This is a genomic window from Microbacterium sp. AC145 (genome assembly GCF_979258505.1).
In genome coordinates this window covers 485127-500323 of record NZ_OZ409859.1, presented here as the reverse complement: position 1 = coordinate 500323, position 15197 = coordinate 485127, and the positions used below count along the sequence as shown (strand labels likewise).

Sequence of the window (15197 nt, the reverse complement as noted above, 5' to 3'; positions counted from 1 at the left end):
GTGGGAGTTCCATCGCCGCAAGAAGGCAGCCGGCGGCACGCTCTCCCCGGCTTCGCCACCGGTGGTCTGTTCCGCTACAGCCGGCACCCGAACTTCTTCTTCGAGCAGTCGCAGTGGTGGGCGTTCTACGCGATCGGCGCCACGGCCGCGGTCGCCTCCGGCGCGGGTGTGCTGGGCGGGGCGTTGAACGCCACCGTCGTCGGGCCCGTGCTGCTCAGCATCCTGTTCATCGGCTCGACGATCTTCACCGAATCGATCACGGGCGCGAAGTATCCGGCATACGCCGAGTATCGCCGGACGACCTCGATGCTCGTGCTGCCGCCGCCGTGGACTCGACGCACGGTCGAGTCCACGGCGTGAGAGTCAGCGGATGACGACCTCGGATGCCGCACGGGCGACGGGCACGAGACGCGTGAGCTGCGTCACGTGCGACGGCTCGAGTTCGGCCAGCGACGCGACGCCGAGCAGGCGCATGGTGCGCTCGATCTCGGTGCGCAGGATCTCGATCGTGCGATCGACGCCGGCGCGCCCACCCGCCATCAGGCCGTAGAGGTACGCACGACCGATGAGCGTGAAGTCGGCGCCGAGCGCCACCGCGGCGACGATGTCGGCACCGTTCATGATGCCGGTGTCGATCATGACCGTGAAATCGTCGCCGACGGCCTTTCGCACCTCGGGCAGCAGGTGGAACGGGATCGGCGCACGGTCGAGCTGACGCCCACCGTGGTTCGAGAGCACGATGCCGTCGACACCCGCATCGCGAAGTCGCACCGAGTCCTCGACGTTCTGCACGCCCTTGATCACGATCTTGCCGGGCCAGATGTCGCGGATCACAGCGAGGTCGTCGTAGCTGATGGTCGGGTCCATCGCGGCATCGAGCAGCTCGCCGACCGTGCCGCCCGTGGTGCTCAGCGACGCGAATTCGAGCTTCGGCGTCGTCAGGAAGTCGTACCACCACCACGGCCGCGGGATCGCGTTGACGATCGTGCCGAGGGTGAGCTGCGGCGGGATGCTGAAGCCGTTGCGCTTGTCTCGCAGGCGGGCGCCGGCGACCGGAGTGTCGACGGTGAACTGCAGGGTGTCGAAGCCCGCAGCGGCGGCGCGGCGGGTGAGCTCATACGAGATCTCGCGGTCGCGCATGACATACAGCTGGAACCAGTTCCTCCCCGGTACCGGTCCCTGAGGCTCTCGAAGGGTCGCCGCCTTCACTCCCTCGATCGAGGTCGTGCCGAGCGTCGACAGAGTGAACGGGATGCCGGCTGCGGCGGCCGCGCCGGCACCGGCGACCTCACCCTCGGTCTGCATCAATCGCGTGAACCCGGTCGGAGCGATGCCGAACGGGAGCGCGGAAGGACCTCCGAGGATGTCGACCGAGGTGTCGACGTCGGGGGCGGGGCGGAGGATTCCGGGGTGGAACTCGACGTCCTGGAACGCCTGGCGCGCACGGGTCAGCGACAGCTCGCCCTCGGCAGCGCCGTCGGTGTAGTCGAACGCCGCCTTGGGCGTGCGACGCTTGGCGATCGTGCGCAGATCGTCGATGGTGAGCGCACCGTCGAGGCGACGCTTCTTGCCGTCGAGCTGTGGCTTCTTGAACTGCATGAGCTCGAGGAGCTCTTTCGGATTGGGGAGCTGGCGCTGGACCATGGCTGTCCTTTCAGTCGGTCGTTCGGGGAGACCGGGTGGCCTGTGGCAGGGTCAGCGACCCGGTTCGTTCGTAGTAGCCGGTGATGTGCGCGCGCACGAGAGCGCGAGCGGCGTCCGCATCACCTGCGTCGATCGCCCCGACGATGGCCCGGTGCTCAGCACGCAGCCCATCGGCCATCGACGCCCAGTCGGTGACAGCTGCTGCGCCCTCTTGCACATAGGACTCGATCGAGGTGCGGAGTCCGGCCATCATGGCCGCGACCACCGTGTTGCCGCTCGAATCGGCGAGGGCGAGATGCAGCTCGGCGTCGAGTGCGAGGAACTCGGCGGGAGTCAGGCCCTCGGCATCCATCGCATCGAGCACCCGCTGCGCGGCCGTGAGATCGCGTTCGGCGCGACCGGCGAGCGTCGCGGCGACCGCATCCTCGAGGAGCAGACGGGTCTGCACGACGTCTTCGAGCGGGAAGCCTCGAGCAGCCACCTGGAGCCTGAGGAGCGTGGACATGCCACCGGTGGGCGTCGAGATCACGATCGCTCCGGACTGCGGACCCGAACCGGTGGATGTGCGGATCAGGCCCATGACCTCGAGCACCCGCAGCGCTTCGCGGACGCTCGACCGACCGACGCCGAGATCGGCGGAGAGATCGCGTTCAGAGGGAAGCCTGTCCCCCGGGCCGATGCGCCCGTCGAGCAGATCGCGCTCGATGTGCTCGAGCACGAGACGCCATGCGCGTGCCGGCTGCTCGGGCATCCGCTCTCCTCGTCGCGTTCGGATCGGGCTCACGCGTATGCCGAGCCTGTGGTCTGACCACAGTAGCGCGTGTGGTCAGACCACGCAATCCGGGCATGACGAGACATCGCCCTCGGGCGGATGGGTCGCGGGTGCTCAGCCCAGGCGTCCGCCGGACTCTTCGAGGTAGCAGGCACCGCACAGCGACTCGTAGGTCGTGACCTCGGGAGCGACGGAACCGTCGGCTCCCTCGTCGATGGCGACCTGGTCTCCGTCGAACACGAACCGGCCGCCGATCACGCGACCGTTGAAGACCGCCTTGCGTCCGCAACGGCAGATGGTCTTCAGCTCCTCGAGCGAATGCGCGATGGCGAGCAGCCGGGCCGACCCCGGGAAGGCGTGGGTGAGGAAGTCGTTGCGGATGCCGTAGGCGATCACGGGGATGCCGTCTTCGATCGCGATGCGGAAGAGGTCGTCGACCTGCTCGGCGGTGAGGAACTGCGCTTCGTCGATCAGAAGGCAGGCGACGTCGATCGACCCACCGCGGACCGGCTCGCCGGCGACGGCACGACGCACGCGCTCCCGGTGCTCGTCGAAGAGCTCCCGAACGTCGGCATCCGGCGCGATGAGGTAGTCGACCTCGCGCGTGACACCGAGGCGACTCGCGATCTCGGAGGCACCCTTGGTATCGATCGCAGGCTTCGCGAGCAGCACGTGCTGGCCGCGCTCCTCGTAGTTGTAGGCCGCCTGCAGCAGCGAGGTCGATTTGCCGGAGTTCATCGCTCCGTAGCGGAAGTAGAGCTTCGCCACCGGCGCGTTACTCGTTGATGCCCAGCGTGGCGGCCGTGGCCGCCGTGGACTTCTCGGCCAGCGCAGCGTCGGTGTTGAGCGTCGTGCCGAAGGTCGGAATCAGCTCACGCAGCTCGGGCTCCCAGCCGGGATACTGCTCGGGGAAGCACTTCTTGAGCAGATCGAGCATGATCGGCACGGCGGTGGATGCGCCGGGAGAGGCGCCGAGCAGACCCGCGATCGAGCCGTCTGCCGCAGCGACGACCTCGGTGCCGAACTGCAGGACTCCGCCCTTCTTGGCGTCCTTCTTCATCACCTGGGCACGCTGGCCGGCGTTGATGAGGGTCCAGTCCTCGTCTTTCGCCGTGGGCATGAACGTGCGCAGGCTGTCGACCTTCTTGCCGTGGTTCTTGAGCAGCTCGCCGACCAGGTACGTGATGAGGTCGGGATTCGCGAACGCCACACGCAGCATCGGCCACAGGTTGTGCGGGCGCACCTGGGTGACGAGATCGAGCATCGACCCGTTCTTGAGGAACTTGGGGCTGAAGGTCGCGAACGGCCCGAACATGAGCGAGGCCTCGCCGTCGACCACACGGGTGTCGAGGTGCGGCACCGACATGGGCGGCGCACCGACGGATGCCTGCGAGTAGACCTTGGCCTTGTGCTGCGCGACGATCTTGGGGTTGCTCGTCTTGAGGAACTGCCCGCCGATCGGGAAGACGCCGTAGCCCTTGATCTCAGGGATTCCCGAGCGCTGCAGCAGCTTGAGCGCCCAGCCTCCGGCGCCGACGAACACGAAGCGCGCCTTGATCTCGTTGGGGGTGCGGCCGATCGTCGTACGGTACTTGACCAGCCAGCCGTCCTTCTGCTTCTTCAGCGAGCGGACCTCGTGGTTCGTGCGCAGAGCGACGCCCGACTCGGTGAGGTGGTCGAAGAGCTGGTGGGTCAGCGCACCGAAGTCGACGTCGGTGCCGGCGGGCACGCGGGTGGCCGCGAACGGCTCGCCCTTGCGACGCTGCTGCATGAGCAGCGGCGCCCACTTGTTGATGACCCGCGAGTCGTCGCTGTACTCGATGCCCTCGAACAGCGGCTGCTTCTTGAGAACCTCGTAGCGGTCCTTGAGGTACTTGACGTCCTTCTCACCGCGCACGAACGTCATGTGCGGCGTGGCGTTGATGAACGTCGACGGCTCGTCGAGCACTCCCCGATCGACCAGCGACGACCAGAACTGACGGCTCTGCTGGAACTGCTCGTTGATCGAGACGGCCTTGGCCGGGTCGAGAGGTGCGCCCTTCTGCTGCGGCATGTAGTTCAGCTCGCAGAGCGCCGCGTGACCCGTGCCCGCGTTGTTCCAGGGGTTCGACGATTCCTGCGCCACATCGGAGAGTCGCTCGAAGGCGACGATCTTCCAATCCGGCTGCAGCTCGTGCAGCAGAGTACCCAGGGTGGCGCTCATGATGCCACCACCGATCAAGACGACATCGACGTTTTCGGTCACCGGAACAGTCTAGTTCGAGGTCGCGACAGGGCCGACCACCGGGACCGGCCCGGTCAGACCGGTTCCGCATGGCGGGGATGCGCTCAGGCTATGACCCGAGGCGCTCGGCGAGGATCTCGGCGATCTGCACGGCGTTCAGAGCCGCGCCCTTGCGCAGGTTGTCGTTGCTGATGAAGAGCACGAGGCCCTTGTTCTCGGGCGCGGACTGATCGGCGCGGATGCGGCCGACGAAGCTCGGGTCCTTGCCTGCGGCCTGCAGCGGAGTCGGCACCTCGTCGAGCACGACGCCCGGCGCCGTGCTGAGCACCTCGGTCGCCCGCTCCGGAGTGATGTCACGGGCGAACTCGACGTTGATCGACAGCGAGTGACCGGTGAAGACCGGCACGCGCACGCACGTGCCTGCGACGCGCAGGTCGGGGAGCTCGAGGATCTTGCGGCTCTCGTTGCGGAGCTTCTTCTCCTCGTCGGTCTCGTTCTGGCCGTCGTCGACGAGGTTGCCGGCGAACGGGATGACGTCGAACGCGATCGGCGCGACGTACTTCTCGGGCTCCGGGAAGTCGATCGACGATCCGTCGTGCACGAGGCGCAGGGTGTCGCCCTGCGCGAGCACGCCCTCGACCTGGCCGAGCAGCTCCTGCGCGCCGGCGAGGCCCGAACCCGAGACCGCCTGGTAGGTCGAGACGATGAGGCGTTCGAGCCCGGCCTCGGCATCCAGTGCCTTCAGCGCCGGCATCGCGGCCATGGTCGTGCAGTTGGGGTTCGCGATGATGCCACGGGGGCGGTCGTCGATCGCGTGCGGGTTGACCTCACTGACCACGAGAGGCACCTCGGGGTCGTTGCGCCAGGCGCTGGAGTTGTCGACGACGACGGCTCCGGCCTCGGCGAAGCGGGGAGCATAGGCGCGGCTGGCGGTGGCGCCGGCTGAGAAGAGCGCGATGTCGATGCCCCCGGCATCCGCTGTCTCGACGTCTTCGACGATGACCGTCGCGCCGCCGAATTCGATGGCCGTGCCGGCAGAGCGCGACGACGAGAACAGGCGCAGCTCGCGGATCGGGAAGGACCGCTCGGCGAGAATGTCGCGCATCACGGTGCCCACCTGGCCGGTGGCGCCCACGATGGCGACGGAGAGTCCTGAGTCGGAGATGCGGGTCATGATGTTCCTTGGCGTCGTGCAGTAGTGCAAGAGAGGCTTCGGGCGCGACGTCGGGATGCGGATGCCGCGCCTGGCGCCGGTGTCAGGGTTTCGGTGAGTCTATCGTGGCCGCCCGGTGGTCGAGGACCGGCCGGCACGGCGACGGTCATCCGGCGGTGTGACGATCTGCGGACCGGGTGACGAATCGCGGAGAGGATCGCCGAGAACATCCGCAGATCGTCCGGTCGTCCGCAGATCGTCCGGTCGTGACCGATGGGTGTGAGTCAGCGGCCGGTGCCGGCGTGGACCGTCGCCTCGTCCTCGCCGTCGAGCCCGTAGGCGGCGTGCACGGTGCGGGCGGCCTCCGCGAGCTCGTTGTCGCGCAGCACGACCGAGATGCGGATCTCGGAGGTCGAGATCATCTCGATGTTGATGCCGCCGGCCGACAGCGCCTCGAAGAGGATCGCGGAGACTCCGGAGTGGGTGCGCATGCCCGCGCCGACCACCGAGAGCTTGCCGATCTGGTCGTCGTGCACCAGGTTCTCGAAGCCCACCTCGGACTGCTCGGCAGCCAGCGCCTTGAGCGCTGCCGCGGCATCCGCCTTCGGCACGGTGAACGAGATGTCGGTGCGACCCGTGGACGCGGCCGACACGTTCTGCACGATCATGTCGACGTTCGCGCCGGACTTCGCGACGATCTTGAAGATCTCCGCGGCCTTGCCGGGGACGTCAGGCACGCCTGCGACAGTGATCTTGGCCTGGCCGAAATCAGTGGCGACACCGGCGACGATCGGTTCTTCCATGGCTGCTGCTCCCTCGGCTTCGCGAGGGTTCTTCATGCCCTCACCCAGAACGTATGTGCCCTCGGACGACGAGAACGTCGAGCGGGCGTGGATCAGAACGCCGTGACGGCGTGCGTACTCGACGGCGCGGATGTAGAGGACCTTCGCGCCGTTCGCGGCGAGCTCGAGCATCTCTTCGCTGCCGATGTGATCGAGCTTCTGCGCCTTCGGGATGACGCGGGGGTCGGCCGTGAAGATGCCGTCGACATCGCTGTAGATCTCGCAGACATCGGCGTCGAGCGCTGCGGCGAGAGCGACCGCGGTCGTGTCGGAGCCACCACGACCGAGTGTCGTGATGTCACGGGTGTCGCGGTTGAAACCCTGGAACCCGGCGACGATGACGATGGCTCCCTCGTCGAGGGCCTCGCGCAGACGCACGGGCGTGACGTCGACGATGCGCGCCGACCCGTGATGCGAGTCCGTGATCATGCCCGCCTGGCTGCCGGTGAACGACCGCGCCTCGAAGCCCATCGAGTGGATCGCCATCGCGAGCAGGGCCATCGAGATGCGCTCACCGCTGGAGAGCAGCATGTCGAGTTCACGAGGTGCGGGGATCGGCGCGACCTCGTTCGCGAGGTCGAGCAGCTCGTCGGTCGTGTCGCCCATCGCGCTCACGGCCACGACGACGTCGTGCCCGGCGCGACGGGTGTCGACGATGCGCTTGGCGACGCGCTTGATGCTCTCTGCGTCGGCGACAGACGAGCCGCCGTACTTCTGCACGATGAGGGCCACGTTCACTCCCTGGGATGTCGGGCGGATCCGCCCACGATCATTCTACGATCGCCACGTATGCCCCGCTTCGCATGTGACGGTGGGCGCGACCTGTGCGGGCACGGCTTCGGAGCCGAGCACACGACACCCCGAGGGTCGGGCGGATGCTCCGGCGTGGCGTCTTCGGCATCCGAAGCTGTGCTCGGCAGGCGGGGTGCCGGGCACGGGAGGGGTCGGGGCGCCGGGGGCGGGCGCCGGGGGTGGGCCCGATGTCAGAGGACGGGGCGCCGGGGGCGGGTGCCGGGGGCGAGGCGGGGCCGATGTCAGAGGGCGGGTGGGACGGGTGAGGGGGCGAGATCGCTGGGGGTGGATGCCGGGGGCCGGAGGCGTCCGCCGGTGGCGGCGAACCAGCATCCGGCGATGATCAGCGGGAAGCCGATCAGCAGGCCGGGCGTGAGCGGCTCGGCGAGCACGATCGCTCCGAGGACGATCGCGACGACAGGGTTCACGTAGGTGAACAGCGGGGCACGAACGGGCCCGACCTCGCGGATCAGCGCGAAGAACGCGAGAAAAGCGACGGCGGTGCAGATCACGGCGAGCGCGATGAGCGCGGCGATGGACGGGAACGTCGGGATCTCGTGCTGGGTGAGCAGACCGATCGGCAGGTAGATGAGGCCGATCATGAGCAGCGACAGCGTGATGGTTCCGAGAGAGGGCACGTCGGCGAGCTTGCGGGCGACGATGAACGGCGCGATCGCATAGAGGACAGCGACGAGCAGCACCTCCCCCGCGGCCAGCAGGCTGACCTCTCCGCCGAAGAGCCCGGGACCGGCCACGACGATCACGACGCCGAGGAATCCGACGAGCAGTCCGATCGACCGCGAGGGACGCAGCACCCCGCGGTCTCCCCCGCTCAGTGCGATGAGCGCTGCGAACAACGGCACGGTCGCGACGAGCAGTCCCGTCATTCCGGACGGCAGAGTCATCTCGGCGTGCCCGAGCAGCAGGAATGGCCCCGCCATCTCGACTGCCCCGAAGGCGAGCACCCACGGCCACTGTCTGAGGGCCTGGCGCAGCGCGCCGCTTCGAATCGCGAACGGCAGCAACAGCACTGCCGCGATCAGGGTGCGCCCGGCGACGTTGGCCGGTGGCGAGAACGACTCGACCGCCACGGCGATGAAGAGGTAGGGCACTCCCCACAGGAGCGCCATGGCACCGAACAGAAGCCAGCCACGACGAGAGAAGCCGGCCTGCGGGGTCACAACACGCGCCGCCCCTCGAACGCGCGACCGAGCGTGACCTCGTCGGCGTACTCGAGGTCGCCGCCGACCGGCAGCCCGGAGGCGAGCCGCGACACCGTGATCTGCATCGTGGTCAGCAGGCGGCTGAGATAGCTCGCGGTGGCTTCGCCTTCGAGGTTGGGGTTCGTCGCCAGGATGACTTCCTGCACGGTGCCGTCGGCGAGGCGCGTCATCAGCTGCGTGATGCGCAGGTCGTCAGGACCGATGCCGGCGATGGGACTGATCGCGCCGCCGAGCACGTGGTACAGCCCGCGGAACTCCCGCGTGCGCTCGATGGCCGCGACGTCCTTGGCATCTTCGACCACGCAGATCAGCTCCGCATTGCGGCGAGGGTCGCGGCAGATGGCGCAGCGCTCCTGCTCGGCGACGTTTCCGCAGATCTCGCAGAACCGCACCCGCACGCGGATCTCGACGAGCAGTTCGGAGAGACGCGCGACGTCGAACGTCGGCGTCTGCAGGATGTGGAAGGCGATGCGCTGAGCGGACTTGGGTCCGATGCCGGGGAGGCGGCCGAACTCGTCGATCAGTTCCTGGACGATGCCGTCATACATCAGGAGAACCTCGTCGGGGGCTCGTAGGGCTCTTCGCGCACGAACGTCGCGCCGAGCACCTGGCGGATCACGGCCTCACCGTAACGCTGCACTCCGCCGGCCGGAGTGCGCTCGGTGATGGTCGGCGCGGCGGATGCCGCGTGTGTCATCGGGGCCGACGCAGGACGCGCCTGCACCGGAGCCTGGTGGGCGGATGCCGGGGCACGCCCTGCTGCTCCCTGAGCCGATGCCCCAGGGGCTGGCACACCCTGAGCCGGCGTCGGCTCGTACGCGGGGTCGTACGGCGGTTCATCGTCGTAATAGGGCGGCTCGTCGTCGGGAGGATACGGCGGCTCGTCGCGGTCGAGGGATGCGGCGCCGCCCGCCGGCGATGCGGAGCCCCCGGGGCCGCTGGTCGACGACGCTGCGCCCGCCGACGCGATGTCGGCAGGGGGCACACCTGTGGTCTGACCGACACCTGTGGTCGGCACGGAGTCTGAGGTGGCGCCGGAGGTCGACGTGGCATCCGGCGTCGGTGCCGGAGCGGCGACCGGACCGGAGGCCGCCGCCGAGACAGGGTCGATCGACACCGGGATCGGAGCCACCGCCCACTCCGTCACGGACGCCGTCGAGGCGTTGCGGGTCTGCGGGCGAGGAGAACCCGCTGACGCAGGCTCCGATGCGGGAGCGTCAGCGGCCGGTGCACCGGAGGACGGCGACGACGGCTGACGCGGAGCGCCTCCGGCGGGCATCGGCGCGGGTCGGTACTTGACCTTGACTCCGACCTCGTGCTCGATCGCCATGCGCAGGTGATCGGAAGGACCGGCACCGGGTGTCGTGCCCTTGAACTTCGCGACGTCGTGCTGGCTCGTGAATCCGAGCGTCAGCACCTCGGACTCCGTGTCGTAGGCGAGCGGCTGCACGGCGGTCGCGAGCAGCCACGAGGTGCGGCTGAGCCCCTCGAGGCGCTTGAGGACGCCGGGCCAGGACTCCGTGATGCGGTCGAACGTGACCGGACCGTCGGGAACCTCGGCGGCCGGCGCTTCTGCCTCGGCTGCCGTCGCCGCGGCCTCGTCAGCCTCGGCGACATCCGCCGCCACCAACCCCGGCGAGTCCGACGGGATCGACTCGGAGTCGGAGCCGGCGGGATCGACGGTCGCAGCCGTCTGTGCCGGAGCAGATTCGGGCGAGGATTCAGCAGCGGATACAGGGGTGGGTGCCGGCACCGGTGCGACAGTCGGCACAGGCACAGCCGCAGGCACAGTCACAGCCGCAGGCGCCGAGGTCGCAGCGACCTCGGCCGGAGGAGAAGAAGGAGGCGTGCTCGCTCGCGGGGCCGCCGTCGACGGCGCCGCCTTCGGCTGGGGCGCTGTGGCCACGAGCGCAGCAGGAGCGCCTGCGGCATCGGCATCCGCAGTGCCGGCGAGGACCCGGGCGACCATGAGCTCGAGGTGCAGGCGCGGCGAGGTCGCACCGGACATGTCGTCGAGCGCCGCGCTGACGACGTCGGCCGTGCGCGACAGGCGCGCCGCGCCGAAGGAGTCTGCCTGAGTGCGCATGCGTGCGAGGTCGTCTTCGGCGAGGCCGCGCAGCACCGACGACGCCCCGTCGCCGACGGCTGCGATCACGATGAGGTCGCGCAGTCGTTCGAGCAGGTCGTCGACGAAGCGACGAGGGTCCTGGCCGGTCTGCACGACACGATCGATCGCGGGGAACGCAGCAGCAGCATCGCCCGCGGCGAGCGCGTCGACGATCTCGTCGAGAAGCGCCGCATGGGTGTAACCGAGCAGGGCGACCGCGCGCTCATATGCCACGGTCACCGTCTCGGACCCGGCCGGCGAGTCGGACCCGGCGATCAGCTGGTCGAGCAGCGAGAGGGTGTCTCGCGGCGATCCCCCGCCGGCACGGACGACGAGGGGCAGCACGCCGCGCTCGGCGACGACGCCCTCTTCGACGCAGAGCTTCTCGACGTACTCGAGCATCGCGGCGGGTGGCACCAGCCGGAACGGGTAGTGGTGGGTGCGCGAGCGGATGGTGCCGAGCACCTTCTCGGGCTCGGTCGTCGCGAAGATGAACTTGACGTGCTCTGGCGGTTCTTCGACGAGCTTCAGCAGAGCGTTGAAGCCCTGCGGCGTGACCATGTGCGCCTCGTCGAGGATGAAGATCTTGTAGCGGTCACGGCTGGGGGCGAAGGTCGCGCGCTCGCGAAGGTCGCGGGCATCGTCGACGCCGTTGTGGCTCGCTGCATCGATCTCGACGACGTCGAGGGATCCTCCGCCGGCGCGCGACAGCTCGACGCAGCTCGGGCAGGTGCCGCACGGCACATCGGTCGGTCCTTCAGCGCAGTTCAGGCACCGCGCGAGGATCCGCGCCGATGTGGTCTTGCCGCAGCCTCGGGGCCCGGAGAAGAGATATGCGTGGCCGACCCGGTCGCCGCGGAGTGCGGTCATGAGCGGGTCGGTCACCTGGGACTGCCCGATCATCTCGCCGAACGACTCGGGGCGGTAGCGGCGGTAGAGGGCTGTGGTCACCACACCAGCCTACGGCGTGCCGCCGACATCGAGGCAGGGCGGTCGCACAGCATCCGCCCCTCGTTCCTGTGGGGTCGCCGACGCGCCCCCTGCGCGTCGACGCCCCACCTGCCGGGCGTCCGCCCGGTGGGGCGTCGGCGGTCAGATGGGGCGTCGGCGGAACAGCGAGGGAGCGCCCTCAGTCGGTCGACTCGATCACCGGGATCGCCGTCGTGATGACGGGAACGGATGCCGAGAGACGCGTGCCGTCTTCGCGCAGAGCGTCGGCGAACTGCCGCAGCGTGGGGCGGCCCGGGATGATCGGCCCCTGGTCGGCGAGCGGCACGACCACGTCTTCGCCGACGGTCGCGGTGTAGGCGCTGTCGCGCACGGTGAACTCCACCGGTTCGCCGTCGCTCACATGCACCCGCAGCTCGTCCGCGGTGATCGTGACCTGCAGCGCCGAGCCCTGCCACTGCAGCGGATACGACAGCGACGGCCAGTCCGCAGGCAGACGCGGGTCGAAGCTCAGCTCCCCCGCGTAGTCGCGCATGCCGCCGAAGCCGCAGACCAGCGCCGTCCACACGCCACCCGCGGAGGCGACGTGCACGCCGTCGGCAGCGTTGTGGTGCAGGTCGTGCAGATCGACGAACAGCGACTGACGGAAGTACTGCAGCGCGAGATCCTGATAGCCGACCTCGGCGGCCAGGATCGACTGCACGACGGCCGACAGCGTCGAGTCGCCCGTGGTGAGCGGATCGTAGTAGTCGAAGTCGGCCTTCTTCTCCTCTGGCGTGAAGTGGTTGCCCTGCAGGAACAGCGCGAGCACGACATCCGCCTGCTTGAGCACCTGGAAGCGGTAGATCACGAGCGGGTGGAAGTGCAGCAGCAGGGGACGCTGCTCCTTCGGCGTGTGCGCGAGGTCCCAGACCTCGCGCTCGAGGAACAGCGAATCCTGCGGATGGATGCCGAGGCTCTCGCTGAACGGGATGAACATGGCGTCGGCAGCCCGCTCCCACCCGTCTGCCTCGCCCTCGGCGAGACCGGTGCGCTCGACGACCCTGGCGAACTCCTCGCCGTTCGCCTCGCGAGCCTCGCGCACGACCCTCGCCGCATAGCGGAGGTTGTATCGCGCCATGACGTTCGTGTACAGGTTGTCGTTCACGACCGTCGTGTACTCGTCGGGGCCGGTGACACCGTGGATGTGGAACGTCTCGACGGCGTCGTCGTCGTTGGTGTCGGCGACGATGCGCGAGGTGCGCCAGAAGCCGAGGGTCGCCCACAGGCGTGCGGTCTCGATCGCGATGTCGATGCCCTCACGACGCAGGAAGTCGTCGTCACCCGTCGCCCGCACGTACTTGCCGAGCGCGAAGCTCACGTCGGCGTTGATGTGGTACTGCGCGGTGCCTGCGGCGTAGTACGCCGACGCCTCTTCGCCGTTGATCGTGCGCCACGGGAACAGCGCGCCGGCCTCATTGAGCTGCGCCGCCCTGCGACGGGCGGCGGGCAGCATGAGCACACGTGCGCGCAGCGCGTTGCGGGCCCACTGCGGCGAGGTGTAGGTGAGGAACGGGAGCACGTAGATCTCGGTGTCCCAGAAGTAGTGACCGCTGTACCCCGACCCCGAGACGCCCTTCGCAGGAACCCCCGTGCCGTCGGCCCGCGCCGAGGCCTGCGCCAGCTGCAGCAGGCACCAGCGGGTGGCCTGCTGGATGTCGTCCTGCCCACCGATCTGCACATCGCTGCGCTCCCAGAACGCGGCGAGCCATGCGGCCTGACGCTCGAACTGGGCATCGACGCCCTCGACCCGCACCCTGTCGAGCGAGCGACGGCAGCGGTCGACGAGCTCTCGCGCAGGCACTCCGCGCGAGGTGTGGTAGCTCACGAGCTTGGTGACCGTGATCGGCACGCCGGCCTTGGCCTGCACGCGGAAGACGTTCTTGGAGATGTCCTCCTCGATCAGCGTGCGAGAGGTGTAGTCGTTCTCGGTCTCGATCACGTGGTCGGCCACGACGGCGACGGTCATGCCGGATGCCGCGACCGAGTACGACAGCGCGGAGCGGAGCCCGTCCTGCCAGTACTCGGCGGGCTCGAGAACGCGGTCTGCGATCTTCTCGGCCTTGCGCGGATCGAAGCCGCTCTTCGCCTCGGTCGGAGTGCCCGCATACACGCCGGCGCCGTCCTGCCGATTGATCATCTGGCAGCTGACGGTCACCGGGGCGTCGGAGTTCTCGACGACGACCTCTAGGCGCAGCACGGCGAGGTGCCGCTCCTCGAAGCTGACGAGGCGCTCGTCGCGCATGCGCACGCGCTTGCCCGAGGGGGTCTCCCACACGACGATGCGCTCGAGCACACCGGTGCGCATGTCGAGCGTGCGGCGGTACTCGCGCACATCCGCCTCGTCGAACGAGATCGGCTCGTCGTCGACGTACACGCGCATGACCTTGGCGTCGGGGGCGTTGACGATCGTCTGCCCGACCTCGGCGAAACCGTAGGCCTGCTCGGCGTGACGGATCGGCCAGGTCTCGTGCAGACCGTTGATGAAGGTGCCGTGCTCGTGCGCGCCACGCCCCTCGATGTGGTTGCCGCGCAGACCGAGATAGCCGTTGCCGACGCTGAAGAGCGTCTCAGCCACCCCGCTCTCGGAGTAGCGCGTCTCGATGAGGCGCCAGGGGTCCACGGGGAAGCGGTCGCGGTCGATCATGCGGTCTCCTCGGAGTCGGGTGCGGAGTCGGAGCGGGTCTGGGCGGACTCGCCGTCGGAGGTGTCGACCTCGGAGAGGAACACGTCGAGATCGTCGACGACGACGGTCGCGCCCGCGGCCCGCAGCGCATCGGCGCCGGTGCCGCGATCGACGCCGATCACGGTCGCGAATCCGGCCGCCGCGGCGGACGCCGCACCGGAGGTCGCATCCTCGACCGCGACGCTCGTGGCGGGGTCGACGCCCAGCGCGACGGCACCGGCGGCGAACATGTCTGCGGCCGGCTTCGAGGCGAGTCCGTCACGCTCGGCGACGACCCCGTCGACGATGACGCGGAAGAACGAGCGGAGGCCGGCGGCGCCCAGCACCTCTTCGGCGTTCTTCGAGCTCGACACGACGCCGATCGGGATGCCGGCGGCGGAGAGCTTCTCGACGAGCGCGAGAGAACCGGGGTAGGGAGCGATGCCCTCGGCGCGCAGGGAGGTCGCGAAGGCCGCGTTCTTGCGGTTGCCGATGCCGCAGATCGTCTCGGCCTCGGGCGGGTCGTCGACGGATCCCCACGGCACCTCGACGTTGCGACTGTGCAGAAGGCTCGCGACGCCGTCGTAGCGCTTCTTGCCGTCGACATAGTCGAAGTAGTCGGCGTCGGTGTACGGCGGTTCTATGCCCCAGCGGGCGAAGACGTCGTCGAACACGACCTTCCAGGCGCGCATATGCACCTCAGCGGTCGGGGTCAGCACGCCGTCGAGGTCGAAAAGGACCCCATCGGCGCGGAGCAGGTCGGGCAATGCTTCGGGCACGGGAGCCTC

Annotated in this window: 12 protein-coding genes; 1 reads left to right on the top strand and 11 read right to left on the bottom strand. The window is 68.9% G+C overall.

The annotated features are described in order from the left end of the window. Positions 1-360: a DUF1295 domain-containing protein gene (locus ACZZZN_RS02355; RefSeq protein ID WP_463503634.1), complete on the top strand. Its 360-nt coding sequence runs from the start codon at positions 1-3 to the stop codon at positions 358-360. 3 nt (positions 361-363) lie between these two features. On the opposite strand, the gene ACZZZN_RS02350 is transcribed toward ACZZZN_RS02355, so the two are convergent. From ACZZZN_RS02350 to ACZZZN_RS02300, 11 genes are all read right to left on the bottom strand, one after another. Next, entirely contained in the window at positions 364-1644 is a 1281-nt protein-coding gene (locus tag ACZZZN_RS02350) for an alpha-hydroxy acid oxidase (RefSeq protein ID WP_463503633.1), read from the bottom strand. Positions 1645-1654: 10 nt separating this feature from the next. After that, the gene (locus ACZZZN_RS02345) at positions 1655-2395 is read right to left on the bottom strand and encodes a FadR/GntR family transcriptional regulator (RefSeq protein ID WP_463503632.1); all 741 of its coding nucleotides are present in this window, start codon (positions 2393-2395) and stop codon (positions 1655-1657) included. A gap of 135 nt (positions 2396-2530) precedes the next feature. Then, complete coding sequence (locus tag ACZZZN_RS02340; protein ID WP_463503631.1) at positions 2531-3184, bottom strand: thymidine kinase; 654 nt, start codon at positions 3182-3184, stop codon at positions 2531-2533. Positions 3185-3191: 7 nt separating this feature from the next. Next, positions 3192-4661, bottom strand: coding sequence for a malate:quinone oxidoreductase (locus ACZZZN_RS02335; RefSeq protein WP_463503630.1), 1470 nt, complete (start codon positions 4659-4661; stop codon positions 3192-3194). Between the two features lie 88 nt (positions 4662-4749). Further along, complete coding sequence (locus ACZZZN_RS02330) at positions 4750-5814, bottom strand: aspartate-semialdehyde dehydrogenase (protein ID WP_463503629.1); 1065 nt, start codon at positions 5812-5814, stop codon at positions 4750-4752. A gap of 263 nt (positions 5815-6077) precedes the next feature. Continuing rightward, positions 6078-7367, bottom strand: a complete 1290-nt coding sequence (locus tag ACZZZN_RS02325) for an aspartate kinase (RefSeq protein ID WP_463503628.1) — start codon at positions 7365-7367, stop codon at positions 6078-6080. A 302-nt stretch (positions 7368-7669) separates the two neighbouring features. After that, positions 7670-8608, bottom strand: coding sequence for a DMT family transporter (locus ACZZZN_RS02320; protein ID WP_463503627.1), 939 nt, complete (start codon positions 8606-8608; stop codon positions 7670-7672). Then, positions 8605-9198, bottom strand: coding sequence for a recombination mediator RecR (gene recR / locus ACZZZN_RS02315; protein ID WP_463503626.1), 594 nt, complete (start codon positions 9196-9198; stop codon positions 8605-8607). The genes ACZZZN_RS02320 and recR overlap by 4 nt, the downstream gene beginning before the upstream one ends. Continuing rightward, entirely contained in the window at positions 9198-11708 is a 2511-nt protein-coding gene (locus ACZZZN_RS02310) for a DNA polymerase III subunit gamma and tau (protein WP_463503625.1), read from the bottom strand. The genes recR and ACZZZN_RS02310 overlap by 1 nt, the downstream gene beginning before the upstream one ends. Positions 11709-11886: 178 nt before the next feature. Further along, positions 11887-14391: a glycoside hydrolase family 65 protein gene (locus ACZZZN_RS02305; RefSeq protein ID WP_463503624.1), complete on the bottom strand. Its 2505-nt coding sequence runs from the start codon at positions 14389-14391 to the stop codon at positions 11887-11889. Further along, positions 14388-15188: an HAD family hydrolase gene (locus tag ACZZZN_RS02300; RefSeq protein ID WP_463506529.1), complete on the bottom strand. Its 801-nt coding sequence runs from the start codon at positions 15186-15188 to the stop codon at positions 14388-14390. The genes ACZZZN_RS02305 and ACZZZN_RS02300 overlap by 4 nt, the downstream gene beginning before the upstream one ends. Positions 15189-15197: the final 9 nt, after the last annotated feature.

Excerpts from the sequence above, each read along its gene's own strand:
- ACZZZN_RS02350 (WP_463503633.1), bottom strand. The coding sequence starts at position 1,644 with ATGGTCCAGCGCCAGCTCCCCAATCCGAAAGAGCTCCTCGAGCTCATG.
- ACZZZN_RS02345 (WP_463503632.1), bottom strand. The coding sequence starts at position 2,395 with ATGCCCGAGCAGCCGGCACGCGCATGGCGTCTCGTGCTCGAGCACATC.
- ACZZZN_RS02330 (WP_463503629.1), bottom strand. The coding sequence starts at position 5,814 with ATGACCCGCATCTCCGACTCAGGACTCTCCGTCGCCATCGTGGGCGCC.
- recR (WP_463503626.1), bottom strand. The coding sequence starts at position 9,198 with ATGTATGACGGCATCGTCCAGGAACTGATCGACGAGTTCGGCCGCCTC.
- ACZZZN_RS02305 (WP_463503624.1), bottom strand. The coding sequence starts at position 14,391 with ATGATCGACCGCGACCGCTTCCCCGTGGACCCCTGGCGCCTCATCGAG.